Annotated in this window: 21 protein-coding genes; 12 read left to right on the forward strand and 9 right to left on the reverse strand. The window is 62.1% G+C overall.

The window, feature by feature from the left end:
* Positions 1–127: 127 nt before the first annotated feature.
* The gene (locus tag F0P96_RS05420) at positions 128–574 is read left to right on the forward strand and encodes a DUF2721 domain-containing protein (protein WP_151077804.1); all 447 of its coding nucleotides are present in this window, start codon (positions 128–130) and stop codon (positions 572–574) included.
* Positions 575–580: 6 nt separating this feature from the next.
* Here the strand turns inward: F0P96_RS05420 and F0P96_RS05425 are convergent, their stop codons facing one another.
* Positions 581–859: a hypothetical protein gene (locus F0P96_RS05425; protein ID WP_151077805.1), complete on the reverse strand. Its 279-nt coding sequence runs from the start codon at positions 857–859 to the stop codon at positions 581–583.
* Positions 860–1,010: 151 nt separating this feature from the next.
* On the opposite strand from F0P96_RS05425, the gene F0P96_RS05430 reads away from it, so the two are divergent.
* The 4 genes from F0P96_RS05430 to F0P96_RS05445 all read left to right on the forward strand — a co-directional run bounded on the left by F0P96_RS05430 (position 1,011) and on the right by F0P96_RS05445 (position 4,367).
* Positions 1,011–1,481, forward strand: a complete 471-nt coding sequence (locus F0P96_RS05430; RefSeq protein WP_151077806.1) for a hypothetical protein — start codon at positions 1,011–1,013, stop codon at positions 1,479–1,481.
* 79 nt (positions 1,482–1,560) lie between these two features.
* The gene (locus F0P96_RS05435) at positions 1,561–1,998 is read left to right on the forward strand and encodes a DUF5362 family protein (protein ID WP_151077807.1); all 438 of its coding nucleotides are present in this window, start codon (positions 1,561–1,563) and stop codon (positions 1,996–1,998) included.
* 169 nt (positions 1,999–2,167) lie between these two features.
* Positions 2,168–3,073: a prohibitin family protein gene (locus F0P96_RS05440; protein WP_151077808.1), complete on the forward strand. Its 906-nt coding sequence runs from the start codon at positions 2,168–2,170 to the stop codon at positions 3,071–3,073.
* 103 nt (positions 3,074–3,176) lie between these two features.
* Entirely contained in the window at positions 3,177–4,367 is a 1,191-nt protein-coding gene (locus F0P96_RS05445; RefSeq protein WP_160620425.1) for a ribonuclease D, read from the forward strand.
* A gap of 102 nt (positions 4,368–4,469) precedes the next feature.
* Here F0P96_RS05445 and aceA read toward each other — a convergent pair whose 3' ends face one another.
* Positions 4,470–5,771: an isocitrate lyase gene (aceA, locus tag F0P96_RS05450; RefSeq protein ID WP_151077810.1), complete on the reverse strand. Its 1,302-nt coding sequence runs from the start codon at positions 5,769–5,771 to the stop codon at positions 4,470–4,472.
* Positions 5,772–5,961: 190 nt separating this feature from the next.
* Positions 5,962–7,590 carry a malate synthase A gene (aceB, locus tag F0P96_RS05455; RefSeq protein ID WP_151077811.1) on the reverse strand — a complete coding sequence of 543 codons (1,629 nt, stop codon included), beginning with the start codon at positions 7,588–7,590 and terminating at the stop codon, positions 5,962–5,964.
* A 215-nt stretch (positions 7,591–7,805) separates the two neighbouring features.
* Between aceB and F0P96_RS05460 the strand changes: the two genes are divergently transcribed.
* Together F0P96_RS05460 and mltG are read left to right on the forward strand one after the other, a co-directional pair.
* Positions 7,806–9,284 carry a helix-turn-helix domain-containing protein gene (locus F0P96_RS05460; protein ID WP_151077812.1) on the forward strand — a complete coding sequence of 493 codons (1,479 nt, stop codon included), beginning with the start codon at positions 7,806–7,808 and terminating at the stop codon, positions 9,282–9,284.
* A gap of 100 nt (positions 9,285–9,384) precedes the next feature.
* Positions 9,385–10,449 (forward strand): endolytic transglycosylase MltG, encoded by a 1,065-nt coding sequence (mltG, locus tag F0P96_RS05465; RefSeq protein ID WP_160620423.1) that lies wholly within the window; start codon positions 9,385–9,387, stop codon positions 10,447–10,449.
* 15 nt (positions 10,450–10,464) lie between these two features.
* On the opposite strand, the gene F0P96_RS05470 is transcribed toward mltG, so the two are convergent.
* Positions 10,465–11,976, reverse strand: a complete 1,512-nt coding sequence (locus F0P96_RS05470) for a hypothetical protein (protein ID WP_151077814.1) — start codon at positions 11,974–11,976, stop codon at positions 10,465–10,467.
* A gap of 63 nt (positions 11,977–12,039) precedes the next feature.
* Here F0P96_RS05470 and dtd point away from each other — a divergent pair, with 63 nt between their 5' ends.
* Positions 12,040–12,495, forward strand: a complete 456-nt coding sequence (gene dtd, locus F0P96_RS05475) for a D-aminoacyl-tRNA deacylase (RefSeq protein ID WP_151077815.1) — start codon at positions 12,040–12,042, stop codon at positions 12,493–12,495.
* Positions 12,496–12,508: 13 nt separating this feature from the next.
* Entirely contained in the window at positions 12,509–12,835 is a 327-nt protein-coding gene (locus tag F0P96_RS05480) for a nucleotide pyrophosphohydrolase (protein ID WP_151077816.1), read from the forward strand.
* Between the two features lie 367 nt (positions 12,836–13,202).
* Here the strand turns inward: F0P96_RS05480 and F0P96_RS05485 are convergent, their stop codons facing one another.
* Together F0P96_RS05485 and gcvT are read right to left on the reverse strand one after the other, a co-directional pair.
* Positions 13,203–13,928 (reverse strand): 2-phosphosulfolactate phosphatase, encoded by a 726-nt coding sequence (locus F0P96_RS05485; protein ID WP_151077817.1) that lies wholly within the window; start codon positions 13,926–13,928, stop codon positions 13,203–13,205.
* Between the two features lie 149 nt (positions 13,929–14,077).
* Positions 14,078–15,178, reverse strand: coding sequence for a glycine cleavage system aminomethyltransferase GcvT (gene gcvT / locus F0P96_RS05490; protein ID WP_151077818.1), 1,101 nt, complete (start codon positions 15,176–15,178; stop codon positions 14,078–14,080).
* 148 nt (positions 15,179–15,326) lie between these two features.
* On the opposite strand from gcvT, the gene F0P96_RS05495 reads away from it, so the two are divergent.
* The 3 genes from F0P96_RS05495 (at position 15,327) to F0P96_RS05505 (ending at position 17,750) form a co-directional block, all read left to right on the forward strand.
* Positions 15,327–15,695 (forward strand): CZB domain-containing protein, encoded by a 369-nt coding sequence (locus tag F0P96_RS05495; RefSeq protein ID WP_151077819.1) that lies wholly within the window; start codon positions 15,327–15,329, stop codon positions 15,693–15,695.
* Between the two features lie 24 nt (positions 15,696–15,719).
* Positions 15,720–17,222 carry a sensor histidine kinase gene (locus F0P96_RS05500; protein WP_151077820.1) on the forward strand — a complete coding sequence of 501 codons (1,503 nt, stop codon included), beginning with the start codon at positions 15,720–15,722 and terminating at the stop codon, positions 17,220–17,222.
* Positions 17,223–17,294: 72 nt separating this feature from the next.
* Positions 17,295–17,750: a response regulator gene (locus tag F0P96_RS05505; RefSeq protein ID WP_151077821.1), complete on the forward strand. Its 456-nt coding sequence runs from the start codon at positions 17,295–17,297 to the stop codon at positions 17,748–17,750.
* Positions 17,751–17,835: 85 nt separating this feature from the next.
* On the opposite strand, the gene F0P96_RS05510 is transcribed toward F0P96_RS05505, so the two are convergent.
* The 3 genes from F0P96_RS05510 to F0P96_RS05520 all read right to left on the reverse strand — a co-directional run bounded on the left by F0P96_RS05510 (position 17,836) and on the right by F0P96_RS05520 (position 24,785).
* The gene (locus F0P96_RS05510) at positions 17,836–18,411 is read right to left on the reverse strand and encodes a ribonuclease HII (RefSeq protein ID WP_151077822.1); all 576 of its coding nucleotides are present in this window, start codon (positions 18,409–18,411) and stop codon (positions 17,836–17,838) included.
* A 109-nt stretch (positions 18,412–18,520) separates the two neighbouring features.
* The gene (locus F0P96_RS05515; RefSeq protein WP_151077823.1) at positions 18,521–18,769 is read right to left on the reverse strand and encodes a hypothetical protein; all 249 of its coding nucleotides are present in this window, start codon (positions 18,767–18,769) and stop codon (positions 18,521–18,523) included.
* Between the two features lie 154 nt (positions 18,770–18,923).
* The gene (locus F0P96_RS05520) at positions 18,924–24,785 is read right to left on the reverse strand and encodes a right-handed parallel beta-helix repeat-containing protein (protein ID WP_151077824.1); all 5,862 of its coding nucleotides are present in this window, start codon (positions 24,783–24,785) and stop codon (positions 18,924–18,926) included.
* Positions 24,786–25,298: the final 513 nt, after the last annotated feature.

Here is a 25,298-nt window from a genome sequence, read left to right on the forward strand (position 1 = left end):
CAGCCGCCACTACTGCCCAAATTGCAGTCGGCACACCCGGCACGCGGCCGAATCCCAATATCCCAGGCGGCTGTTTATACTCGTGAGCGGCGCGGCATTGGCCGGCGCCTCCTACTACTTCCGCCCGATGGACATTTCACTAACTACTCCTGCCCTGCTCTTCCCGGCGTTGTCGCTATTGCTACTGGCCTACACCAACCGCTTCATGGCGCTGGCCAACCGCGTGCGCACGCTCAAAAGCCAGTACGTGGAAACGCACCGCGAGCATCACATGCGCCAGATTCAGAACCTGCGCCGGCGCCTCGTCATCGTGCGCAATATGCAGACCGTCGGCATCGGCAGCATGTTTAGCTGCGTGCTGTGCATGTTTTTGCTGTTTGCGGGCCTGCGCTCCGCCGGCGAATTGGTGTTCGGCGCGAGCCTGCTGGGCTTGCTCGTGTCGCTGGGCATGTCGCTTTGGGAAATCCAGATTTCGGTGGATGCCCTCAACATCGAACTCGACGATTTGCAGCAAGACGAGCAACAGCGGCAGAATAGCAGCCGGCAGGAGGCTCGTGCCGAAGAAGAGCGGTAGGCGTGGCTAGTCGAGCGGCATGGTCAGGCGGCGGTCGGCAGCGCGGTGCGGTTTTCCGGTCGATTTTTCGCGCAGCTGATACAGCACGCTTTCGGCCACGCCCCGCCCAAACAGGCACATACCGGCATTGAACACGCCCAGGGCCACGGTACCGGCCGCTACCCATTGGCCCGTAGGGGCGCCGTTTTGTTTCATGGCCGTGGCCCATTGCACCAGGCACGTGCCGAAGCCAATTACCATCAGCCCGCTGGGCGCAAACGTCAGCCACTTGGTTTTGTGAGTCATTGCAAAAGAATGTGAGTGGGGAAACAGGAAGCCGAAACGCGCGCCTACCAGGCCGGCGGGCGCGTTGTTTCCCTACGTACAATCGGGCTGGGCGGTAACGCTACCTTTGCACACCCGCCGTTTGGCTTCCTCCGATTTATCTGCCTGCCCTATGTCTGCCTTCACCTTCGACCGCCTGCTCCAACTCACCTTCGGTCCCAACAACACCGAACTGCTCACGCCTGCTGCCTATTCCGCCTACGACGAATTTGAGGCGGCCCAGCCCGCCGAGCAGCCGTTCCGCTTCGAGCGCGTGCGTCTGCTGGTGGCCATGAGTTTGCTCAAAGCCTTGTCGGACCTCGGCGGCCCCGACGACAGCCACCAGGTGTTGCTGGTGCTGCAGCGGGCGCTCCAGGCCCGGTCAACCGACGAAATCGACGCCATCATCACCAAAGACGCGCAGCGGTTCGAGAAACTCTACACCAACCTCTACGTGAACGACGAAGGCGGCCAGTTGCTGGAGCTGTTCGAAGAAACCCTGTCGGCCGACACCGAGCCGGCCATGTCTCATGTCATCGACGATGCGGCCGAACTCATCAGCACACTCGATTTCGACGCCGCCCACGACGAAGACGAAGAGTAATTTTGCCCCGGGCGGGAGTCGGTAATTGATTTTCCTTAAGTTGGCAGGAGTTATTTTTCCTTCCCCCCTTTTTCCTCCTATGGAACACGATTACACTTCTTCCACCAGCCTGACGCTTTCGCAGGCCGATCAGCATTACTTGTCGGCTACCCGCCGCTGGACCAGCTTTCTGGCCATTGTGGGGTTTGTTATGACGGGTTTCATCGTGCTGATGGGGCTGGGCGTGGGGTTGTTTGCCAGCAGCATGCCGGGCCAAATGAAAGGCATGGGATTCATGGGCATTTTCTATGTGCTGATTGCGGCGCTCTACTTTTTCCCTTGCCTGTACCTCATGCGCTTCAGCTCCCGCATGAACACGGCTTTGCTGCACAACGACCAGCAGGCGCTTACCCAGGCGCTGGCCAATCACAAATCGTTCTACAAGTTCATCGGCGTGCTCATGATCATCACGCTGGCACTCTACGCCTTGGGCATTGCCGTGGCCATGACTATCGGCCTGGGCAGGCTGGTGGGCTAATCAACTGGTATTAAGCTCCCATTAGCTTGAAAAGCTGCCCCAATGGGCAGCTTTTCTTATTGCTGGTAGCCGAACCGGCTGGCGCCGGTTGTATTCGCGCCCAACCGCTACCTTTTCGGCGGATTCTGCCAGCACGGGTGCCATAGCCTGCGCCTTACATTTACCCACCATGACCCTCGCTTTCATTGGCCTGCTACTGCTCATTTTCGGGCTGAACGCGGGCAAAATTTCTCCCGCTGCCTTTCGGTTTCGCGGTGGGCTGTTGTTTACGGGGCTGTTGCTGCTTGTGCTGGGTGTGGCCACGGCCGTCGTCAAGCAAATTGAGCCCGGCGAAGTGGGCGTGCAAACGCTCTTTGGGCGGGTGCAGTCGCGCATCCTCACCAGCGGCCTGAACGTGGTCAACCCCTTCGTCAACGTCACCACCTTCGACACGCGCACCCAAAACTACACCATGTCGACGGTGCACGACGAGGGCCAGAAATCGGGCGACGACGCCATTCGGGTACTCACCGCCGACGGCCTCGAAGTGGTGGTCGACCTGACGGTGCTCTACCGCGTGATTCCCGAGCGCACCCCGCAGATTCTCACCCGCATTGGCGAAGACTACCAGAACAAAATCGTGCGCCCCATCACCCGCACCCGCATCCGCGACAACGCCGTGTACTACGACGCCGTGGCGCTGTACTCTACCCGGCGCAACGAGTTTCAGGCGCGCATTCTGAGCACCATCCAGACCGATTTCCAGCGCAACGGGCTTGAACTGCAGCAGCTCCTGATTCGCAACATTCAGCTGCCGCAGTCGGTGAAAGGCAGTATCGAAAGCAAGATTCGGGCGGAGCAAGACGCGCAGAAAATGCAGTTTGTGCTGCAGAAAGAGCGGCAGGAAGCCGAACGCAAGCGCGTGGAAGCCCAGGGCATTGCCGACTACCAGCGCATCGTCTCGTCGCAGCTAAACGAGCAGATGCTGCAGTACGAAAGCATCAAAGCCCAGAAGGAAATTGCCACCTCGCCCAACAGCAAAGTCATTGTGATGGGCCGCGGCAACGGTGCCCAGGTGCTGCTTTCCGATAAGTAAGTCCCGCGGCTGCGGCTGCCGGCTTTTGGCGACCCGCCCCGAGGTAGCTACATTTACTCACCCGGCCGCGCCGGCTCCAATCTGCTTTTCCCTTCGACTGCCCTTGCCTGATATCCTTTACCTGACCACGTCCGACGCATTAGCCGACGCCGTGGCCGCGCTGCGTAGCGCCCCGCGCATCGCCATCGACCTCGAATTTGACGACATGCGCCACCGCTACGGGCGCAACTTGGCGCTGATTCAGGTATTCGACGGCCAGCGCGTGTACCTGATTGACCCGCTGCCGCTGCCCAACCCCGCGCAGGAGCTGCAGCCCCTGTGGGACGTGCTGCAAGACCCCGCCGTGGAGAAAATCTTCCACAGCTGCCGCTCCGACATCTTGCTGCTCGACGAGCTGTACGGCGTGCACGTGCGCCACATCACCGATACCAGCGTGCAATACCAGCTGCTGGGCGAGGCCGACAACAACATTTCCCTCGGCCGCCTTGTGCAGCAGGAGCTGGGCCTGGAACTGGACAAAGGCGAGCAAAAATCGAATTGGCTGAAGCGCCCCCTCTCCGAGGCGCAACTGGAGTACGCCGCCAACGACGTTATCTATCTGTTTGAGCTGGCCGAGCGCCTCACTGCTCGGCTGGAATCGTTGGGCCGGGGCCAGTGGGCCGCCGAAGAAAGCGCCGCCCTCGAAGACGTGCGCTACCAGCGCGACGACCGGCCGTGGATGAAAATTGCGGGCCGCTACCGCATCAGCCACGACGAGATGCCGCTGTTCCGCGACCTGTATCAGCTGCGCGAAGAAGTGGCCAGAATCATCGACCGGCCGCCCTACATGGTGTTTGCCAACGACCGCCTCGCCGAGCTGGTGCGCGACACGCCCAACGGCACCAACGCCTGGCGCAACGCCCGCGGCCTGCACCCCGAACTCAAGCGCAGCCCCTACTTGGAGCGTCTCACGGCCATGTCGCCGGGCCAGTACCAGCCCGCCCCCGACCCGCCTACCCCCTACCAGGAGCGCCGCTTCCCGTCGCGCCGCCGCCTCACCGGCGCCGCCGCCGCCCGCGCCGACCAGCGCGAGCAGCAGCTGATGGCCCTCAAAACCCAATTGGCCGACAATTTCAACGGCTACGTGGCCAACCTCGTACTGTCGAACCGCCTCATCGGCGAGATTGTGGAGCAAGGCGCCGCCGAAGCCCTGCGCCCGTGGCAGCAGGAGCTATTGCGCGAAGCCAGCCGCCGCCAGGGTGTCGATTTTGAAGAATTGGCCCGCCCACTCGACGTTTCCGGCAGCCGGCGCTAACCCATTGCGTCCTAAAAACAACAACGCCCGGCTAACTTGGTCGGGCGTTGTGCTGTTTATGCGAGCAGGTAGTAAAACAGGGCGTTTGGGCGCATAACGCACTTAGTGCCCGTGAAATTGCTCTTCCTCGGTAGAGCCCACCAACGCCGCCGTGCTACTCTGCCCCGCCGACACCACGTTTTGCACCGCATCGAAGTAGCCCGTGCCCACGAACGACTGATGCTTGACGGCCTTAAAACCGTCTTTCTGCAGCGCAAACTCGCGCTGCTGCAGTTGCGAGTAACCGGCCATGCCCCGGTCGCGGTAGGCCAAGGCCAGTTCAAACATGCTGGTATTGAGGGCGTGAAATCCGGCCAGCGTGATGAACTGAAACTTGTAGCCCAAAGCGGCCAGCTCTTCGCGGAAGGTTTCCATCTGCTCGACGCTCAGCTTGGAGGCCCAATTAAACGAGGGCGAGCAGTTGTAAGCCAGCAGCTTGCCGGGGTAATGCGCATGAATGCCTTCGGCAAACTGCCGGGCCTGCTCCAGATCGGGGTGCGAGGTTTCCATCCAAATCAGGTCGGCGTAGGGCGCATAGGCGAGGCCGCGCGCAATGCAGGCTTCCACGCCGCAGCGGACACGGTAGAAGCCTTCGGGAGTACGCTCGGCCTCTTGCAGCACAAAAGGTTTGTCGCGCGAGTCCACGTCGGCAGTGAGCAAGTCGGCCGCGTCGGCATCGGTGCGGGCCACAATGAGCGTAGGCACGCCCAGTACATCGGCGGCCAGGCGGGCCGAAACGAGCTTCTGCACGGCCTCCTGCGTAGGCACGAGCACTTTGCCGCCGAGGTGGCCGCACTTCTTGGCCGAGGAAAGCTGGTCTTCGAAATGCACGCCCGCAGCGCCGGCCTCAATCATCATCTTCATCAGCTCGAAGGCGTTCAGGTTGCCGCCAAAGCCCGCTTCGGCATCGGCCACAATGGGCACCAGCCAGTGCACGTTGCCTTGCTCGCCGTTTTCATCTGCCAGGTGCTGAATCTGATCGGCGCGCAGCAGGGCGTTGTTGATGCGGCGCACTACGTTCGGCACCGAGTCGGCGGGGTACAGGCTTTGGTCGGGGTACATCTGGCCGGCGCCGTTGGCGTCGGCGGCCACTTGCCAACCGCTCAAGTAAATGGCGTTCAGCCCAGCTTGTACTTCTTGCACCGCTTGGTTGCCGGTGAGGGCACCGAGGCCGGCCACGTATTCTTCGGTGTGCAGCTGTTGCCAGAGCCGCTCAGCCCCTTGTCGGGCCAAGGAATACTCGATGCACACCGAGCCCTGCAGCTTCACTACGTCTTCGGCAGAATACGGGCGCTGGATGCCCTGCCAGCGGGGGTTGGTCGACCAGTCGTGGGCAATGGCGGCAATACGTTCGGCGCGGTTCATAAGCAGTGGTTTGGGGTTGTGGAAAAGAGGTCAGAAAAGGCAAAGCGGTATCGTCCGACCGTTTTAGGGTCGGTGTAGGGGCGCGTTGCACGCACCTATCGAGACTTCGTGAATGTGCTGGGGCCGGACTGCCAGCCGCCGTTAGCATCAGCTTACGATGGCAGCAACGACGGGCACCTGTGAGGCGCCGCTACGGCAGGAGTTCGTAGGCGGGCAGCGTCAGGAAATCGGCGCATTCGTCGGCCGTCACGAGGCGGTCGAGGAGTTGCACGGCCGGGCGGTAGTGCTCCACGTAGGTTTCCTCCTCTACTTCCTGGCGCAGTTTGTCTACCACGTCTTTCAGCAAAGCCCGGTACAACTCGGCCGTTACGGCGCGGCCATCGGCCAGTTCGGTGCCGGGCGTGTGCAGCCATTGCCACACTTGCACACGCGATATTTCGGCTGTGGCGGCATCCTCCATCAGGTTGTAGAGCGGTACGCAGCCGTTGCCGCCAATCCACGCACCGAGGTAGCGCAGCGCCACATCGAGGTTCTGGCGAAGGCCGGCCTCCGTAATGGTGCCCTGCGGCGCCTGCAGCAATTCGGCGGCCGTGGGCAGCGGCTCGGTAGAACGCGGCTTGTCAATCTGGTTGGGGCCGGGCATCAGCTCGTCGAACACCTCCAGCGCAATGGGCACCAGCGCCGGGTGCGCTACCCATGTGCCGTCGTGGCCGAGGCGGGCTTCGCGGAGTTTGTCGGTGTGCACCTTGTCGAGGGCAATGGCGTTTTCGGCTTGGTTGTCTTTGATAGGAATTTGGGCGGCCATACCACCCATGGCGTGCACACCCCGGCGGTGGCAGGTATCGATGACGAGACGCACGTAGGCAGCCATATTGGGCACCGTCATCGTCACTTGGCTGCGGTCGGGCAGGCGGTATTCGGGCTGGGCACCCACGGTTTTGATGTAGGAGAAGATGTAGTCCCAGCGGCCGCAGTTCAGTCCGGCCGAGTGCTGGCGCAGCTCCCACAGAATTTCGTTGGTTTCGAAGGCGGCCGGTAGCGTTTCAATCAGCACCGTGGCTTTAATGGTGCCTTTTGGAATCTTCAGCTCCCACTGCGCCAGCTCAAATACCTCGTTCCAGAGGCGCGCTTCGAGGTGGCTTTCCAGCTTGGGCAGGTAGAAATACGGGCCGGTACCGCGGGCCAGCAGCTCGTGGGCGTTGTGGAAGAAATACAGCCCGAAGTCGAACAGCGCGCCACTCACCGGTTCGCCATCTACCAGCACATGCTTTTCGTTGAGGTGCCAGCCTCGCGGGCGCACCAGCAGCGTAGCGGTTTTTTCTTTCAGCCGATAGGTTTTGGCAGGCGTTTCCAGCGCAATGGTGCGGCGCACGGCGTCGCGCAGGTTAATCTGCCCGTGCACCACGTTTTCCCAAGTCGGCGCCGAGGAGTCCTCGCAGTCGGCCATAAACACCTTTGCTCCCGAGTTCAGGGCGTTGATAATCATCTTCCGCTCCGTGGGGCCGGTAATTTCCACGCGCCGGTCCTGCAAATCGTCGGGCAGCGGTGCCACCTGCCAGTCACTTTGGCGCAGGCTCTGGGTTTCGGGCAGAAAGTCGGGGAGCTTTCCGGCGGCGTATTCGGCACGGCGCAGCTGCCGCAGTTTCAGCAATTCCTGACGGCGCGGCTCGAAATGGCGGTGCAACGCGGCCACGAATGCCAACGCCGAGGGCGTCAGGATTTCTGCAAAGGTGCTGGCATGTGCGCCCGTTACTTTCACTCGTTCGGGACAGAGAAAGGAGCTTGAGGTACTCACACGCGGTTGGTCGAGGGTTTCCATGATGTTTTAGCGAAGGTTAGGTCGAGTAGTGACCAAACATACGCTAGCGAATTTGTTTTTTCAAGCGAATTTTCGCTAATAATAAATTATTCTCTAAAAATGAGTCTTTCACTAAATGCAAAGCTGCTTTTGTTTCTTTGTATTCTCCCTTGATACATGTCCACAGCCTATCCGATCAACTGCTGTCAGGCTTTGGCTTACGCTCATTTCCCTCTATGCTTACGCACGCCCAGGTTGTTCGCCTGATTTTCGGCCTAAAATTGCGGCAGCTGCGGCAGGAACGCAGTTTTACTCCCGCTGCTCTGGCACAGGAGGTCGACGTTTCGGTGTCGTATCTGAACGAAATTGAGAAAGGGAAGAAGTATCCCAAGGCCGACAAAATCATGGCTTTTGCACGGGTGCTGGGCGTGAGCTACGACGAGTTGGTGTCGCTGAATCTAGGCAAGCGGCTGGCGGCCGTGTCGGAGTTGCTGCAGTCGCCGGTGCTGCGCGAGTTTCCGCTGGATATGTTCGGGCTCGACCCCAGCCGGCTCATCGAGCTGGTTTCGGACGCACCGACGCGGGTTATGGCGTTTGTGAGTACGCTCTGGGAACTGGCCCGCAACTACGAGGTGCGGCAGGAGCACTTTTACCTGGCCGCACTCCGCTCCTACCAGGAGATGCACGAAAACTACTTCGACGACTTGGAGGACGCCGTGCGCAGCTGCGTGGCGCGCTTTCGGCTGCGCACCGAGCCGCCGTTTGACCTGCATCAGCTGGAAGACTTGCTGGGGCAGGAATACGACTACCTAATCGACCGGCACGAACTGGGCACACTGCCCGAACTCCAAGGGCTGCGGTCGGTGTTTCAGCCGGCGGCCAAGCGGCTGCTGTTGCGGCCGGGCCTGTCGCGGGCGCAGGAGGCGTTTGTGCTGGGGCGCGAAGTGGCGTTCAACTACCTCGGGCTGAAAGACCGGCCGTACACCAACGTGCCGGCCGCTACGCCGGGCTCGTTTGAGCAGGTGCTGAACCACTTTCGGGCCTCGTATTTCGCCGTGGCGTTGTTGATGGAAGAAAGCCAGCTGGTGGCCGATTTGCAGGCGTTTTTCTCGGCGTCGCGCTGGAACGCGGCCCTGCTGCTGGGTTTGCTGGCGCGCTACGAGGTGTCGCCGGAAATGCTGCTGCAGCGCGTAACCAACCTGCTGGCGCGGCACTTCGGCATCGGCAGCCTGTTCTTCCTGCGCTTCGACCAAGCGCCCGGCGACGAGCGGTTTCAGCTGACCAAGGAGCTGCACCTCTCACGCCTGCACAACCCCCACGGCAACGAGCTGCAGGAACATTACTGCCGCCGCTGGGTGAGCTTGTGGCTGATGGAGCAGGCCCGCCAGGCCGGCAGCCCCGGCTTGCGCGTGGGCGCGCAACGCTCCCGCTACTGGGGCACCACCGACGAGTATCTGTGCCTGACCATTGCTCGTTCCGACGCCTCGGGCCACACCACGAGCGTAACAGTGGGCCTGCCCATCGACCAGAACCTGCGGCAAAAAGTGGCATTTCTCGACGACGAAGCCATTCCCACGCGCTGGGTGAACGAAACCTGCGAACGGTGCTCGATTCCCGACTGCGAGGTTCGTGCCGCGCCGCCGGTGGTCATCAACAAGCAGCTGCAACGGCAGGCCCTCACCGATGCCGTGGCGGCGTTGGTGCGCGGGCAATAGCGCCGTAGCGCGGAACCCGGCAGCTGGCTGTTAACGTCTCTACTCCATTCCATTCGATGCCGGCACCTTTCCGTACCGGCTTCGCTTCACCGATTGCTCTTTGGCCTCTCGCAGTTCTTCTTCCAAACTCTGGCGCCGTGTAAGCGCGGCCTTGCTGTTGCTCCTGCTGGTGCTGGGCGGCGCCAGCCTATACGCCGCATGGCGGGTGCTGTGGCGGCCCAACGTAGCTGATTCGGCTTATGGGCCGGCCTACTTGTTTATCCGCACGGGCGCTACTTACCAAAGCGTGCTCGATTCGCTGGAACGGCACGAGCTGCTGCAGGAGCCGGCCACCTTTAAATGGCTGGCTGAGCGGCGCGGCTACCCCGCGCAGGTGCACCCCGGCCGGTACCGGCTCGATTTCGGCCTCGGCAACGCGGCCTTGCTGGACCGGTTGCTGCGCGGCGAGCAAGACACGGTGGATTTCGTGCTCGACGCCTTCAAGTACAAGCCGCAACTGGCGCGGCAGATGCAGCGGCAGCTGGAAGCCGATTCGACTTCACTGCGGCGCTTGCTGAACCGGCAAGCGTGGCTGCAGCAGCAATATGGCGTCGATACCACGTCGGTGCTGACGCTCTTTATTCCCGGCCGCTACCGGTTCGTGTGGAATACCTCGACGCTGCAGTTTGTCGACAGCATGGCGGCGCATCACCGCCGGTTCTGGACGGCTGAGCGCCGCCGCCGGGCCGATTCTTTGCAACTCAGCCCAACCGAGGTGCACGTGCTGGCCAGCATTGTGCAGCGCGAAACCGCCAAGCCAGAGGACAAACCCGTCATTGCGGGCGTATACCTCAACCGCCTGCGCCGCGGTATGCGCCTGCAAGCCGACCCCACGCTGCTCTGGGCCATCGGTAACTTCGGCGTGAAGCGGGTCCTGAACCAGGACAAGCTGGTGGATTCGCCCTACAACACCTACAAGCACAAGGGCCTGCCACCCGGCCCCATCACCTCGGCTAACCGCCAGACGCTCGACGCCGTGCTGAAGCCTGCCGCGCACCAGTACCTGTTCTTTTGCGCCCGACCCGACGGCAGCGGCTTTTCCGACTTCGCCGTAACGTTTGCCGAGCACAAGCAAAACGCCCGCCGCTACCAGCGCCGCCTCGACAGCCTCAACATCAAGCGCTGAAGCGGGAAACACGGCTTAGCGCAGCGGAATCAGCCGCAGTTGCACCGAATCGTGGGCGGCTTGCTGCTGGCGGGCTAGCGTGGCGCGGTAGCCGAGGCCGGTAAACTCGGAGTGCTCCAAGTACAGCAATGGCGCGGTCAGCGGCGGCTCGGGCCACGCGGCCACGGGCGGCACCGCACGCAAGGAATCGAAGGCCCGCACGTTGGTCACGCGGTGGTAGTCGTCGAGCAGCAGGTAGTGGTAGCCTTGCCGGCGCAACGCCCGCAGCTGCGCGCCGGTGGTGGCGGGGGTTACGGCAATGCCGTAGCGCTGCGCGGCGGGCACCAGGCCAATACCCACGGTGGTGGCCACCCGCTGAATGCCGTGCTGATGCAGCCACGCGGCTACTTGCGGGTAGCGCGTGGGTAGGTAGGCGTACACCTCGCGCTGCAACTGCCACACGTTGTAACCGATAGCGGCTAGTAGTGCTACGACGGTAATGGGCCGCGCAAGCCACTGCCGCAGCACCAATACCACCAGCCCGTACATCGGCACGAAGCCGAACAACAGGCCGCGCGGCGCTTTGTAGAGCAACGACATGCCCGCCAGAATGCACACGGCCCACACCAGCAGGTAGGTGGCAATGGGCAGTGGCCGCTGCCGCACTCCGCCCCCAAACCACACCAACCCGGCCGCCAGTGCCGGCAGCAGCAAGGGTGTTTCGAACGCGGCCAGAAAGCGGAAGTAGTATGACAAATCCAGGTCGCGGGTGGCTTGCGCGATGCCGCCGCGCCCGGCCGCGTTGGCGCCGGGAAACAGGATGGACACGTATACCGCCGGCCAACGATACACCGGCACGCCCGACACCGCCCAGGCCACCACGCTCAGTACCACAAACGGCGCGGCCAGCACCAGCAGCACGCGCCACCAGTTGCCCGAGCGCGTCAGTAGGCCGTCGTGTTGCTGCACCTCCAGCACGGCCAGAATGGGCAGCGTGAGCAGGAATTTGTAGTTGATGCTGAGCCCAAACGCCAGCCACGCAGCCGTGCGCAGCAGCGTAGCCCGCGACGGATGGTGCAGCCGCTGCCAGTGCGCCCGCAGCAGCCCGGTTAGCGCCAGCAAACTCCAGGAACTCATGATAAAGTCGCGGCCGGAGGCGGTGAGAAATACCGAAGAACCCGTAAGCATCACCAGCAGCGCAATTTCGGGGCCGGGCAGGCGGGCGGCGCGGGCAATCCAGTCGGTGAGCAGGCCCAGAGCGGCTACGGCCACAAGGGCGTTCAGCACGAGGAACACGCGGTAGTCGGTGCTGAACCAGGCCACCGGGGCGTAGAGCAGGTAGAAGGCGGGGCTGCCGTGCCGGAAAATCTGGCCGAAGTCGAGATGGGCGACTTGCTGCACAATCTGCCAGTTACGCACCGAGTCGAAATCGGCCAGCGAGGCTTCGGGCAGGCGCCAGAGCCGCAGCAGCGCCACGGCGGCCAGGGCCGGCAGCAGCCAGCGCAGCTGAGCGGCGGGCAACGGAACGGAAGCGGGAACGGGCTGCACGCGGCGAAGATGGGTATTTGCTGCCTTTCTTTGCCGTAGCATCACGTTCCGACGTTCCCGTTTATGCGAGTAGTAGTACAACGCGTCACCGAAGCCTCGGTGACAGTAGAAGGCGAAGTTACCGGCCAAATTGCGGCCGGCCTGCTGGTGCTGGTCGGGTTTGCCCCTACCGACACCGCCGCCGACCTCGACTGGATGGCCCGCAAGCTGGTGCAGCTGCGCATTTTTGGCGACGACGAGGGCCGCATGAACCGCTCGGTGCAGGACATCGGCGGCGACGTGCTCGTGGTGAGCCAGTTCACCCTCTTGGCCGACGCCCGCAAAGGCAACCGCCCCAGCTACATCGGCGCCGCCGGGCCCGACATTGCCGTACCGCTCTACGAGCAGCTTGCGACCCTCTTGCAGCGCCTCATGGGCCGCCCCGTGGCCACCGGCCGTTTCGGCGCCGACATGAAAGTGCGCCTGCTCAACGACGGCCCCGTGACCATCGTGCTCGACTCGCCCAGTTCCGCCGCCTAACTCCACCCGTACCATGACCATCGAAGAAGCCCAACAAACCGTCGACCAGTGGATTCAGACCACCGGCGTGCGGTATTTCAACGAGCTAACCAATATGGCCATGCTCACCGAGGAAGTGGGCGAAGTGGCCCGCATCATTGCCCGGCAGTATGGCGAGCAGTCCTTTAAGCCTTCGGACCGCGACAAAGTGCTGGCCGATGAGTTGGCCGACGTATTGTTTGTGGTGATTTGCCTGGCTAACCAAACCGGCGTGAACCTGACCGAGGCCCTGCAGCGCAACTTGGAGAAGAAAACCCAGCGCGACGCCATCCGGCACCAGCAAAACGAGAAATTGCGGTAGGGGTACGTTGTTGCACGCGCCCGCCGTCAGGTCATTCCTGCAAACCGGAATAGCAAACCCGGGCCTCGTACACCATTCCCCTGCGCGGGAATGGCAAACCGGAGCAGCCGAATGTGAAATCGGAACACCGGAATCCCATTCCGCCGCAGCCGAACGCCGTTCGGCTACAGCGGAGGGCCCTCCGCTACAGCCGAACGTGAAACCGGTGCAGCCGAATGGCATTCGGCTGCACCGGTTTCACGTTCGGCTGCACAGGAATGAGGTTTGGCTGCTACGGTTTGCCATTCCGCTGCACAGGAGGGGCCTCAGCTACAACGGAGGCCCCTCCGCTGCACGGGAGGGGCCCCGCCGCCAACTCCGAAACGGCCTAGCCGGCTGCTACCAGCCGGTCGTCCTGCCACACGGGTAGCGTGGTGGGATACTCGTCGAGGCGCAGACAGAAATCAAAGTCTTTGTTGGCTTCGAGCGAATTCAGGCGCCGCACGTGCGACGACTGCAGCAGGTAGGCATGTAAATCGGGTCGGGCTTGCTGCCACAGGTGCAGCGCGGCCAGGGTATCGTCGGAGGACGTTACATCGAAGGTAGCGGCCAGGCGCTCGGCCAGGGCCCCACCGAATACGGTGTCTTCGAGGCAAAACTTGCCTTTCCAGCCGGCGCACACCACCACCACGTCTTTCTGCTGGGCCTGGGCAAAATCGGCCACGGCCTGCAGGTTCAGGAACGCGCCCACCACCACGGCATCGGCTGCCAAGGAGCGGCGCAGGGCCAGCGTGCCGTTGGTGGTGCTGATGGCCACGGCCCGGCCACGCACCGGCAGCCTGCCGCCCGGAAGGTAGCCGAAGGGCGAATTCCCGAGGTCGAAGCCCTCGGCGGCGCGGCCGTCGCGCTCGGCGGCGGTCAGGCAGCCGTGCTGCTGGCCCAGGGCGGCGCATTCGGCCAACTCGGCCACCGGAAATACGTGCGTCACGCCGTTGGCCAGCGCCGTAACGATGCTGGAGGTGGCGCGCAGAATATCAACCACCACGGCCACCTTGCCGCGCAGGTCGTAGAGCGGCAGCAGCTCGGGCGAGAAACAGATATCGACGGAGGGCATGGTACGGTGGGTAATGAAATACGTCTGTCATCCTGAGGCGCAGCCGAAGGACCTTTTCACCACTGAACGGCCATCGAAACAACGACTCGTTCGGCAAGCATAAGGTCCTTCGCTGCGCTCAGGATGACAGACGATTTGCTAGGTTCAACTTATTCCTCCGTGCCTTTTACCAGCGGCAGCTTGCTCACGGTGGCGGGCAGGTTTTTGCCGCGCACCTGCACGAAAATGGGGGTACCGGGCTGGCTGTACTCTGTTTTGACGTAGCCCAGGCCCACACCCTTGCCCAACGAGGGCGACTGGGTGCCCGAGGTAACCTCGCCGATAACCTCGCCGGCTTCGGTCACCAGCGGGTAGTGGCTGCGCGGAATGCCGGCAGCGTCCATCACAAAGCCCACCAGCTTGCGCGTCACACCTTGCTCCTTCTGCTGCTTGAGGGCGGCCGAGTTGGTGAATTCTTTGGTGAACTTGGTAATCCAGCCCAGGCCGCCTTCCAGCGGCGAGGTGGTGTCGTCGATGTCGTTGCCGTAGAGGCAGTAGCCCATTTCCAGGCGCAGCGTGTCGCGGGCGCCCAGGCCGATGGGCTTCAGGCCGTAGGGCTGGCCGGCTTCCATGATCTTGTCCCATACCTGCCGGGCCGACTGGTTGGGCACGTACAGCTCGAAGCCGCCCGCGCCGGTGTAGCCGGTGGCCGAGATGATGACATCGGGCACGCCCGCAAACTCGCCCTGCACGAAGGAGTAGTAGGGAATGCTCTTGAGGTCGGCGGCGGTCAGGCCCTGGAGCGCGTCGGCGGCTTTGGGGCCCTGCACGGCAAACAGGCTCATTTCGTCCGACACGTTCTGCAGGTCGGCGCCCTGGGTGTTGTGCTGGCTGATCCAGTTCCAGTCTTTGTCGATGTTGGAGGCGTTGACCACCAGCATGTAGTCCTCGTCGGCCAGCTTGTAGACCAGCAAATCGTCGACGATACCGCCCTCATTGTTGGGCAGGCACGAGTACTGGGCCTTGCCGTCGGCGAGCTTGCTGGCGTCGTTGCTGGTCACGCGCTGAATCAGGTCGAGGGCATGGGGGCCGCGCACCCGAAACTCGCCCATGTGCGACACATCAAAAATGCCTACGGCCCGGCGCACGGTGTGGTGCTCGTCGAGGTCGGAGGAGTAGCGCACGGGCATGTTGTAGCCGGCGAAGGGCACCATCTTGGCGCCGAGTTGCTGGTGCACGTCGTTGAGCACGACGGTTTTCAGGTCGCTCATAAAAACAGGATGCGTGGGAGGTCGTCGATGGGGAAACTTCGGCCCGGGGGCCGGGCGCAAAAGTAGCCCAATTCGGGCGGAGGCCAATTGGTTATCTTTGGGCCTGGTTGCCCGTTTACCCGTCTTCGGCAGGGCGTTATTTGGTTCCATGCCCCGTCCCTTCAAGGAAGAGCTTGACGCCGCCCGGCTCAAGCACGTACTCTTCAAGTCCAAGCTGCGCTCCTACCTCTACGGGTCGGGCATCGACGATGCGCCCATTCGCGACCCGCGGGTGTGCGCCCTGGGCCAGTGGATTGAGCAGATTGGCCGGCCCCAATTTCGGCACCTGCCCGAGATGCAGCAGCTCGACGAACTGCACGAAGAAATGCACCGCGAAGCCAACCGCCTGCTCGACCTTTACGGCGCCGGCCGCCGCGACGAAGCCGTGGCCGGGCTGAGCGGCGTCAACCGCTTGGCCGATATGCTGACGGACCTGCTTGATACTTTAGAAGCGAAGTTGCGTACAGAAGGCCGCTAACCCCAGCGCCCCCTGCCGCTCCTGATGAAGCTCAAGCTTTCTACCCGCCTCTTTATTGGGTTTCTGTCCATTGCGCTGCTGTTTCTGGCAGTCGTCATCGTCAACTACCAACTCTCGCGCAGCGTGCTGCGCAACTCCGAGCGCGTAGCCCATTCCCAGAACCGCACCGCCCAATCGACGCGCATGCTGGGCAGCGTGGTGGACATGGAGGCCGGTTTTCGGGGCTATTTGCTGGTGGGCAACGAGCGGCTGCTCGACTCTTACTACGAGGGCGAGCGGCAGCTGCTGGGCAGCTTCACCAACCTGCGCGCCGAGTTCGAGCCCGACGACCCGCAGTACCAGCGCCTGCTGCGCGCCCAAAACCTCTACGAGCGGTGGTCGGCCTACTCGCACCTGCTAGTCGCCGAAAAACGGGCGGCGCGTAAGCGCAACCCCATTCAGGAAGGCCTCGACGGCATGGAGCACCGCAACTTGGCCGGCGACCTGACCGGCAAGCGCCTCATGGACCAAATTCGGGTGCTGTTCCGGGGCTTCGACCGCACCGAGCTGGCCGCCCGCGAGAAGCTGCGCGAGAAGCTGGCCGACAGCATCCGCGAAACACGCATCCTGTCCATCACGCTCACGCTGCTGGCCCTGCTGCTGGGGCTGCTCAGCGCCTTATTTCTGGCCCGGCTACTCTCGCGCCGCATCAATATCATGGTGCAGCTGGCCCAGCGCATTGCCCAAGGCGAATACCACGCCCACCTGGCCGACCGCGGGCAGGACGAGCTGAGCGAGCTGGCCGCTTCGCTGAACTCGATGGCCGGCACCATCGGCACCACCATTACCCAGCTGGAGCGTCGCAACCAAGAACTCGACCAGTTTGCCTACGTGGTGTCGCACGACCTGAAAGCGCCGTTGCGCGGCATCGAAAGCGCCTCGCGCTGGATTGAGGAAGACATGAACCAGGAGCTGCCGGCTCACATTCAGGAGTTTCTGATGCTGATGCGCGTGCGGGTGCACCGCATGGAAAACCTCATCAGCGGCATTCTGGAGCTGGCCCGCATCGGCCGCGTCGAGCAGCTCGACGAGCGGGTAGATGTGCGCGAGCTGCTCACCGAAATCGTGGACGTGCTGGCCCCGCCGGAGGGTTTTCAGATTACGCTGCCCTCCTACCTGCCCGTGCTGCTGGCCCCGCGCGTGGAGCTGCACCAGGTGTTCAGCAACCTGCTCAGCAACGCGCTCAAGTACCACCACGAGCCCGCGCGCGGCGTGGTGCGCGTGGGCTACCGCGAAACGCCCGCCGATTATGTTTTTACCGTAGCCGACAACGGCCCGGGCATTGCGCCCGAATACCACGAGCGGGTGTTCGTCATTTTTCAGACCCTAACCGAGCGCGACACCCTGGAAAGTACCGGCGTGGGCCTGGCCATCGTCAAAAAAATTGTGGAGCGCCACGGCGGCACCATCCGGCTGGAATCGGCCGAGGGACGGGGTGCCACGTTCACATTTACCTGGCCCAAGCAGGCGCCGAAGCCCGGCGCCTGACGGGCTGAATAACTCAAGGGCCTGCGTTTCGCGTATACTGCGCTCCGCCCTTCTGCTTTCCTTCTTCTTACTATGCTCCCTGCCCCTACCACAGCTGCCAGTATCCTTCTGGTTGAAGACGACCAAATGGATATCATGAACGTGCAGCGCGAACTGCGCAAGCACGACATAACCGTTCCCATGTACGTGGCCCGCAACGGCCGCGAGGCCCTTGCCCTGCTGCGCGGCGAAGGCGACAAAGCCCCCATTCAGAAACCCACGGTGGTGATGCTCGACATCAACATGCCCCGCATGAATGGGCTGGAGCTCCTCGAAGTCCTCCGCTCCGACCCCGAGTTTGTGGGCCTGAACGTGTTCATCATGACGACTTCCGACCTCGAATCGGACCGTCTGAAAGCCCAGCAGCTGGCGGTGAGCGGCTACATCATCAAGCCCCTGAACTTCGACAGCTTCGGCGAAGGCGGTTCCACCGTCGATGGGTTTAGCCTGTTTCTGGATTTGCTCAAGCTCAAAGAGCACCACCAATAGAGCTGCATTGCAGCGAACCTGCCCAAACGCCGCGGCCGGCCTTGCTACTTCAGCACAGGCCGGCCGCGGCGCTTTACCCCGGCACCTACAGCAACCGGAACCCCATGCGGTGGTGCGGGGTGGGGCCGAAGTCGCGGATGGCTTGGCGGTGCTGCGCGGTAGGATAGCCCGCGTTCTGCTCCCAGCGGTAGTGCGGGTAATCGGCCGCCAGTTCTCGCATTCGCTCGTCGCGGAAGGTTTTGGCCAGCACCGAGGCCGCCGCAATGTGCCGGTACAGCCCGTCGCCCCGAATGATGCAGGTATGCTCGATGCCCTCGTAAGCCTTAAAACGGTTGCCGTCGACCAGCAGGTGGGTGGGCGTGATACTTAGCTGGGCCACGGCGCGGTGCATAGCCAGGTAACTCGCCTGAGCAATGTTGTAAGCCGCAATATCGTCGGGCGAGGCTTCGGCCACGGCCCAGGCCACGGCTTCGCGGCAAATGATTTCGCGCAGGGTGTCGCGGCGCTTGGCCGACAGCAGCTTGGAATCGGTGAGGCCGGCGGGGGCTAGGTCGGGCGGCAAAATGACGGCGGCGGCAAACACCGGCCCGGCCAAGCAGCCGCGGCCGGATTCGTCGAGGCCGGCCTCGTGGGGCTGACCGGTAAAGGAAGCGAGAAGCATAAGTGGCGCAAAGGTAGGCTGCTATGGCCTTCAGCCAGACTCCAGTACACGCAAAACCGCCTCCCTGTTGGTGCAAGGAGGCGGCTTACTTGTATTGGAGGAACCGTCGCTAGTGTTTGCCGGCGGTGCTGCCGGTAATGTTGGCCGAGTCGTTTTCGCCACGGCGCTGGCCTTGGCTGTCACGCGGGCCCTCGTCCAGTTCCCCGTCTTCGTCGGTGCTCATGTATTCGTTGGTGGTCGGCCCCAGGCCACCGGTTTGCTGCTGCAGTTCGGCTTCTACCTGGGCGTGCTTCAGGTTGAAGAGCGGGTCGCCGGGTTGTTGGGTGTTTTGGTTGGTCGATTTTTGGTTGTTAGCCATAGTAGTGCGGCGCTGGTCGGGATGTAGGCGGCCAGCAGAACCTAAGGTACGGAGCCAACAAATACAGAGTTAAGCTAATATTACCCCAAGCTCAACAAAAACGGCCGCTACCCTAAGGTAGCGGCCGTTGCCGTTCATGAAGGGTCCATCCACCCTATTGTTTCACGAAGCGGCGGGTCAGGCTCAGGCCGTTGGCGCCCTGAACTTTCACGTTGTATACCCCGGCCGGCAGGCGGCGCAGGTCCAGCGTCGTACGCAGGGTGCTGTCGAGCGCCTGGGTCATCAGCAGGGCGCCGGTGGTCGAGTACACCTGCACCGTAGCCTGCTGGGCCGAGGCCTGCAGCGTCACGTTCAGGTAGTCGGCCGCCGGGCTGGGGTACAGCGCCAGTTCCACAGTGGCATTGCTGGCCCCGAAGCGCACGGTGCGGATTTCCGAAGCGGTAGCCGTGCCGTCGAAGTCCACCTGCACGAGGCGGTAGTACACCGTGGCGGCCGTGCGGGCGGCATTGGCGTCGGTGTAGGCGTATTGCTGCTTGGCGCTGGTGCTGCCGTGGCCTTCCACCGAGCCCACCTTCTCGAAGGTCTTGCCGTCGATGGAGCGCTCTACGTCGAAGTGGTCGTTGTTTTTCTCCGAAGCGGTTTCCCAGGTCAGCAGCGCGTCGGCCGACTTGGCTTTGGCTTCAAAGCTCGTCAGCTCTACCGGCAGGGGCTGGTTGAGACCCACGGCGGCATTGCCCGAAAACTCCGAGGTATTGCCTACTGCCGTACCGTTGACCAACGTACCGCTCAGCAAAGTGGCCGTGGCCGTGATGCGGGCGTTGGCGGCCGTCAGCGCGGCGCGCTGGGTAGAATTAAGGCTGCTGATCGGGATGATGAAGGCGTAGCGGTTCACGCCGGACTCCGTGCCCTGGTTCAGGCCGTTGATCAGGCCGCTGTAGCCCCAGGTGCGGGTGTCCACGTCCTGGGTCGAGAGGCCTTCCGTGCGGGCGGTCAGGTACGTACGGCCTTCACCGAAAGCGGCCGTGGTGGCGTCTGACACGAAGAACTCCAGCAAGGCACCGGCCGGGGCAAAGCCCGTAATTTCCAGGTTGCCGGTCGTCGTGTTGGTGATTACCGACTGCGTGATGATAGGGAAGTTCAGGATGCCGTTGGCACCCGAGTCACCGTCCCCGTTGTCGTTTACAGTCGTGCCGTCACCGTTGGGGCTGGCCGCGCTGGCCAAGTCAATGCCGAGGCCGGTGGCGGCGCCGTTCAGGAAAATCGAGTTCTGCGTGAAGCGGTTGCCCGAGGTACCGGTACCGGCGGCAATACCGGCGGCGCTGTTGTTGTTGATGGTGTTGCCGCTGATCAGGTTGTTGGTGCCCAGCTGGATGCTGATGCCCGAATCGTTGGCGGTGCCGCCAGTGCCGTTGTTGTTGATGGTGTTGCCGCTGATGTTGTTGGTGCTGTTGGCACCCGCCCCCGACAGCTCAATGCCGTAGCCGGCGTTGTTGCTGATGAAGTTGTTGGTAACCGTGTTGCCGGAGGCATTCTGCAGTACCACGCCTTCGGCATCGGTGGCGGCAATACCGGCTGCCGCCACCGTGGCCCGACCGGTACGCAGCACGTTAGCCGTAACGGTTACGCCCGTGGCGCCACCCGTGAGCAGCACGCCCGCCGTGGCGTTATTGAGCGTCGTAACGTCGGTGATGGTGGTGCCCGTGGCTGCCGCGCCGCTCACCGTTACGCCTGCACCCTGCGCCAATACCGCGCCGCTGGTGGCCGTGCTGTTGCCCACGGCGCTGCTCAGGCCGAGAGAGGCAAGGCGCGTGCTGGCACCCGTCACAAACAGACCGGCGTTGTTGTTGAAGTTCACAATCACCTCCGGATCGGTCGTGGTAGCGTCCGAAGCGGCCGGGCCGTCACCGGTCAGGGCCGTTTGCGTCGAGCCGTCGATGGTGGTTTGGCCGTCGATGATGGAGGGCAAGGCGCTGCTGAGCGTGATGGTAAAGGCTTTGGTGGCGGCGCTGTAGCCGGCCGGAGCCGTCAGGCCAGTGCGCAAGCCGGCCAGCACGTCCGAGGTGCGGCCGTCGTTCATCATAAAGATGGCCGACTCGATGCCCGCGGCGGGATTGACGCCCGTGGGCGTGCCGTTGTTGTTGAACTGCTCCTGATTCAGGTTGGTGTTCGGCAGGGCGTTGGCGTTGGTAATGAACTGGCGCAACGAGCCTTGGCCGGTGTCGTTGGTATTCACCACGGCATCGAAGTTGAAGCCGAAGTTCACGTTTGTAGCAGCGGCTACTACCGTCGGAATCGAAACCGTGCTGATGGACTGCGGCAGTTTGTTACCCGCCGTCAGGGCCGACAGCAACTGGCTGCCCGAGTTGGCTGCGGCGTCCTCCTTGGTGGGGTCTACCCCGCCCACGTAGTTCGTCACGCCCTTCACGTACGTCTGCACCGGCACTACACCGCTGGCCGCGCTGTTGCGCACCGACGTTACGGTGGAATTAACCACGCGCACCGAGTAGTTGCCGCTCAGCACGAGCGGGAAGGTGTACGCCCCGTTGGTGCCCGACGAGATGGTGTTGACGATTGCACCCGATTCGGTGTCGTACAGCTCCACGGTGGCTCCGCTGCGGCCGATGGCGTTGTTGGCAAAGCCGCTGGCTTGCGCCGCCGTGTTGGCGGCGGCAAAGTCGCGGCCGGCACCACCGCCGTAGTTCACGTCGTCGAAGATGATGCCCGAAATGGTGGTGCTGTTCTCCACCGAAATCGAGTAGGTAGCAGCCTCGCTCAGCTCGCCGGTGTTGTCGCGGCTGCTGTAGAGGAATTCGGCCGTGCCCACGTAGCCCGAAACCGGGGTAAACTTGATGCGGCTGGCGTCGGCGAGGGAAATTTCCTGGCCGTTGCGCAGCGCCGCGCCGTCGAGCGTGAGCGTGCCCTGCGTGGTGGGCGAGGTAATGGTCTGGATGTAGAACGAGCTAACCGAGCCGGGCGCCGTGTCGGAGCCGGTGAGGGCCGGAATGGTGGTGGCCGAAGCTTGGTTCGAGACGCGGAAGGTCTTGGCGTCGGCTACGGGCAGCACGTTCACGGTGCAGTCGTTGCCGTCGTTTTTGGCCGTGGCCACGGCGGCGTTGCTCACACTCACTTGGTCGAGGCTGACGGTGGTGGTGCTGGCAGCGGCCGTCGTGAAGCCGATCTGTACTTTGTACACACCGCTTTGCGGAATGCTCACCGACAGGTTTTGCACGTTGGCGTTGCCGAAGGCAGTGCTGGCCTGTACCGCCGTGCTATTGCCCGCTGCGTCGATGATGTTTACACGGTAGACTGGCGTGTTGGTCGTCGCCGAAGCTTTGGCCTGGAAAGTTACCACCGACGAGCCGTTCAGGCGCAGGAAGGGGGTAGTGTACGAGCTGAGTGTAGTGCTCAGCGCACCGCTCAGCAACGATTCGTTGCCCGTGAGGGTCGGCGTGGTGCCGCCGTCGTTCAGGCTCATGTTGGTCACCGCTTCGCACAAATCAGTCACGATGCGGCCCTCGAAATCCTGGGCGTACGCCGTGGTACCGGGGTTGACGGTCTGGCTGGCCTGGTTGTTATTCAGGTTGGTTTCGGCCTGCGTAGCGGCGCCCGAAATAGTGGCTGTGTTCGTGAATGTGCCGTTCTGGGACAGCGTAGCCTGAATAGCCAGAGTAGCCGAAGCGCCGTTGGCGAAGTTGCCAATGGTCCAGATGCCGGTGCTGGGGTCGTAGCTACCAACCGAAGGCGTAGCCGATACGAAGGTCAGGCCGCCGGGCAGTTGGTCGCGCACTTGCACGCTGGTAGCGGCGGCACCGTTGTTGGTAGCCGTTACCGTGAAGGTCACCGTTTCGCCGAGGGAGTACGGGCCGAGCTGCACTTGCTGGGTCACGGCCAAATCGGTACCACCGGTAGCCGAAGGAGCAACTGGAATGGTATAAGTAGCCGTGTTCGATGTCGCGCCGATGTCGTCCACCGCCGTGTAGGTGAAGGTCGGCGTAATAGCTACAGCTACTACAACCGGCGAGAAAGTCAACCGCGAAATTTCGGTCGGCGTAAGCGTGCGGTCGGTCAGCGAGGAGGCTGTGGTCAGCGAAACGACAGTGCCGTTGTCGCGGGTGTATTTCAAAGAACCCTGCGTGGCCGTGTTTGGAATGCTGGCGGCCGTAATGACGTAGCTGGCAATGGTGTTGTCACCATTCGGGTCGGTAGCTACCAAGGCCGGAATTGGCTGGTTGGCCGTGCCGCTCACCAGCGTCGGCGAGGTAATGTTGCGCGCAACGGGCGCCTGGTTGGGCTGCGTCGTTACCTGAGCGGCGCTCAGGCTGCCGTTGTTGTTTTCCGGCTGGTCGTCTACCGTTACCGTGCTGGCCGCCACACCCGAAACCGAGTTGCTGGGCATGGTGAAGGTCACCGTGTTGGTCACTACCGCGCCCGAAGCGACAGTGGGGTTGTTGGCGAAGGTCACCACGCCGGTGGTGCTGTTGTAGCTAGCCGTGCCTGGAATGGTAGGCGTCACACCAATCGGCAGCTGCAGAGTCGGCTGTACGTTAAGGGCATTTTCGGCGCTGTTGTTGGTCGTCGTCACGGTGTAAGTGACGGTGTTGCCAGTAGTGGCGCGAGCCGGGCCACTCACCACGGTAGCCACGTCGGCGGCGCACCACGAAAACGACTCGAAGGTCAGCAACTGCTGGCCGGGGTTAGCGGCCGTAGTAGTATTGGAGTAGGTTATGACGACCTTGTTGATCGGCACGGGAAAAGTCACTACCGTATTGCCGTCAGGCGAGGTGCTGTTGGCACCGGAACCCGTGAAGGTGTTGCCGGATTGGGTCACGTTGGTACCTTCAACAGCGTTGGCGGCGCTAAGCGTGTAGATGGTGCCGTTGCTCTGGTAGCCTTCAATTCTTACTTGGTCGGTCCAGCTGGCGTTCTGGAAGTCAACGTCCCCCATGGACATCGAGAAGCCCGACACGAAGCGGCTCAATGTGAAAGTTACCGTCGCCGTCTTGTTGGTAGCGTTGTTGGGGTAATCGGAAGTCCACACCAGGGCATTACCAGGCATGGTGGGGTTGGCTTCTATCCGCAGTGCCGAAGGCACGCTGCCCGTGTAACCCGGTACCGAAAAACCGCTAGCCGAAATGGTAGTAGCACCTACTTTAACTGCTTGGGTACCGGTCGTCCAGTCTTCCAGCATCGGGCGGGCGGCAAAGTCGAGGACCGAGTTTTTATTGCAGCCCGCATTGCCGACCGGAATAGCGTATAGCACCGAAGCCGCCCCCGAAGCGCCGTTGTTGTCGGTGGCGTTGTACGAGAACGTGACGTTGCCAAACAAACCGGCAATGGGGTCAAACGTTAGGCTGGCAGCCTGCGCCGGCGTGAGCGGTTGGTTGACCGGTACGGCCACGCCGTTCAGCTTCAGCGTGCCTTGAGTAGCAGGGTCGGGCACCGTCAGCAGGGTATACGAGGAGATGCTGCCATCCACATCGGCGGCAAACAGCGGGTACGCCAGCGGCGTGTCACCAGCCGTGTTTTGCAGCAGCGGCGAGGTAATTTGGCGCGGAAAAGGAGCCGCGTTGACGCGTGCGCCGCTCGTGATGCTGTTGATGGTATAGGTAGCCGTGTTCGACGTTGCGTTGGTATTGTCGGCTACGCTGAAGGTAAAACTGTCGCTGCCTGTGGCACCGGCATTGGGGTCGTAAAGCCAAGCCGGGTACTCCAGTGGGCTCACCGTCAGGCCGGCCGTTACTTGCACGGACGCCCCGTTCGAGACGTTGTAGGCATACAGCACACCTTTGGTGGGCACGGTCACAAACGTCAATTCCGTCACCGTGAGGTTGGCGTCGGCGTCGGCATAGATGGTGGCGCTGATGGCGTTGTTGAACAGCAACGTTGGCCCGTTACCGTTCGGGATGGCCGTGGCATAGGCCGTGTTGTTGGCTACCGGGGCCGCCGCGTGAGCAGCTAGCCCCGTAAAACCGCTCAGCGCCAGCAGAAGCACTGCAAAGCGTACGGCTGTTTTCATTGAAGTATGGTTTGAATGGATGGATTCTTCGCCAAGCCAAGGACTGCCCTTCGCTTCATAATGCAAAACTATATCGACCTTCTATGACAGCTCATTGATTTTCGACCAACGTAGCATTTTGCTAGGCGAACGATAAATTTGAGTTGCTGTACGAATCCATTGCCCCTGCACTATTCCAGCAAGTGAGATTCGTAATAATCGGCCCTACTTGAGACCTTCTACACGGCTAATTTTCACCAAACGAACTATTTTTCTAAGATTGGCTCGTTTTGAGGTTATATATAAATAGTAAAATATACACACATAATGGCCTTTCCCGCCTTGCATTAACAGGGCTCTTCAAAAGGTGAAACGCAAAATCAGCCACCTACGAAGTAGCTAGAAAGCCGGATTTACAGCAGCCCATTTTATTTGATAAATACAAATATTTCACATTACAGATAACTCCAAACTCCACTTCTACTTGTGGCATGTTCCCCAGCTACATTTGCGGTGCTGGTCTATACCCACTAC

Source organism: Hymenobacter busanensis, from assembly GCF_008727865.1.
Taxonomy (GTDB): domain Bacteria; phylum Bacteroidota; class Bacteroidia; order Cytophagales; family Hymenobacteraceae; genus Solirubrum; species Solirubrum busanense.

Coding starts and splice junctions, on each gene's coding strand:
- F0P96_RS05420 (WP_151077804.1), top strand. CDS start 128: ATGGACATTTCACTAACTACTCCTGCCCTGCTCTTCCCGGCGTTGTCG.
- F0P96_RS05425 (WP_151077805.1), bottom strand. CDS start 859: ATGACTCACAAAACCAAGTGGCTGACGTTTGCGCCCAGCGGGCTGATG.
- F0P96_RS05430 (WP_151077806.1), top strand. CDS start 1,011: ATGTCTGCCTTCACCTTCGACCGCCTGCTCCAACTCACCTTCGGTCCC.
- F0P96_RS05435 (WP_151077807.1), top strand. CDS start 1,561: ATGGAACACGATTACACTTCTTCCACCAGCCTGACGCTTTCGCAGGCC.
- F0P96_RS05440 (WP_151077808.1), top strand. CDS start 2,168: ATGACCCTCGCTTTCATTGGCCTGCTACTGCTCATTTTCGGGCTGAAC.
- aceA (WP_151077810.1), bottom strand. CDS start 5,771: ATGAACCGCGCCGAACGTATTGCCGCCATTGCCCACGACTGGTCGACC.
- aceB (WP_151077811.1), bottom strand. CDS start 7,590: ATGGAAACCCTCGACCAACCGCGTGTGAGTACCTCAAGCTCCTTTCTC.
- F0P96_RS05460 (WP_151077812.1), top strand. CDS start 7,806: ATGCTTACGCACGCCCAGGTTGTTCGCCTGATTTTCGGCCTAAAATTG.
- dtd (WP_151077815.1), top strand. CDS start 12,040: ATGCGAGTAGTAGTACAACGCGTCACCGAAGCCTCGGTGACAGTAGAA.
- F0P96_RS05480 (WP_151077816.1), top strand. CDS start 12,509: ATGACCATCGAAGAAGCCCAACAAACCGTCGACCAGTGGATTCAGACC.
- F0P96_RS05485 (WP_151077817.1), bottom strand. CDS start 13,928: ATGCCCTCCGTCGATATCTGTTTCTCGCCCGAGCTGCTGCCGCTCTAC.
- gcvT (WP_151077818.1), bottom strand. CDS start 15,178: ATGAGCGACCTGAAAACCGTCGTGCTCAACGACGTGCACCAGCAACTC.
- F0P96_RS05495 (WP_151077819.1), top strand. CDS start 15,327: ATGCCCCGTCCCTTCAAGGAAGAGCTTGACGCCGCCCGGCTCAAGCAC.
- F0P96_RS05500 (WP_151077820.1), top strand. CDS start 15,720: ATGAAGCTCAAGCTTTCTACCCGCCTCTTTATTGGGTTTCTGTCCATT.
- F0P96_RS05505 (WP_151077821.1), top strand. CDS start 17,295: ATGCTCCCTGCCCCTACCACAGCTGCCAGTATCCTTCTGGTTGAAGAC.
- F0P96_RS05510 (WP_151077822.1), bottom strand. CDS start 18,411: ATGCTTCTCGCTTCCTTTACCGGTCAGCCCCACGAGGCCGGCCTCGAC.
- F0P96_RS05515 (WP_151077823.1), bottom strand. CDS start 18,769: ATGGCTAACAACCAAAAATCGACCAACCAAAACACCCAACAACCCGGC.
- F0P96_RS05520 (WP_151077824.1), bottom strand. CDS start 24,785: ATGAAAACAGCCGTACGCTTTGCAGTGCTTCTGCTGGCGCTGAGCGGT.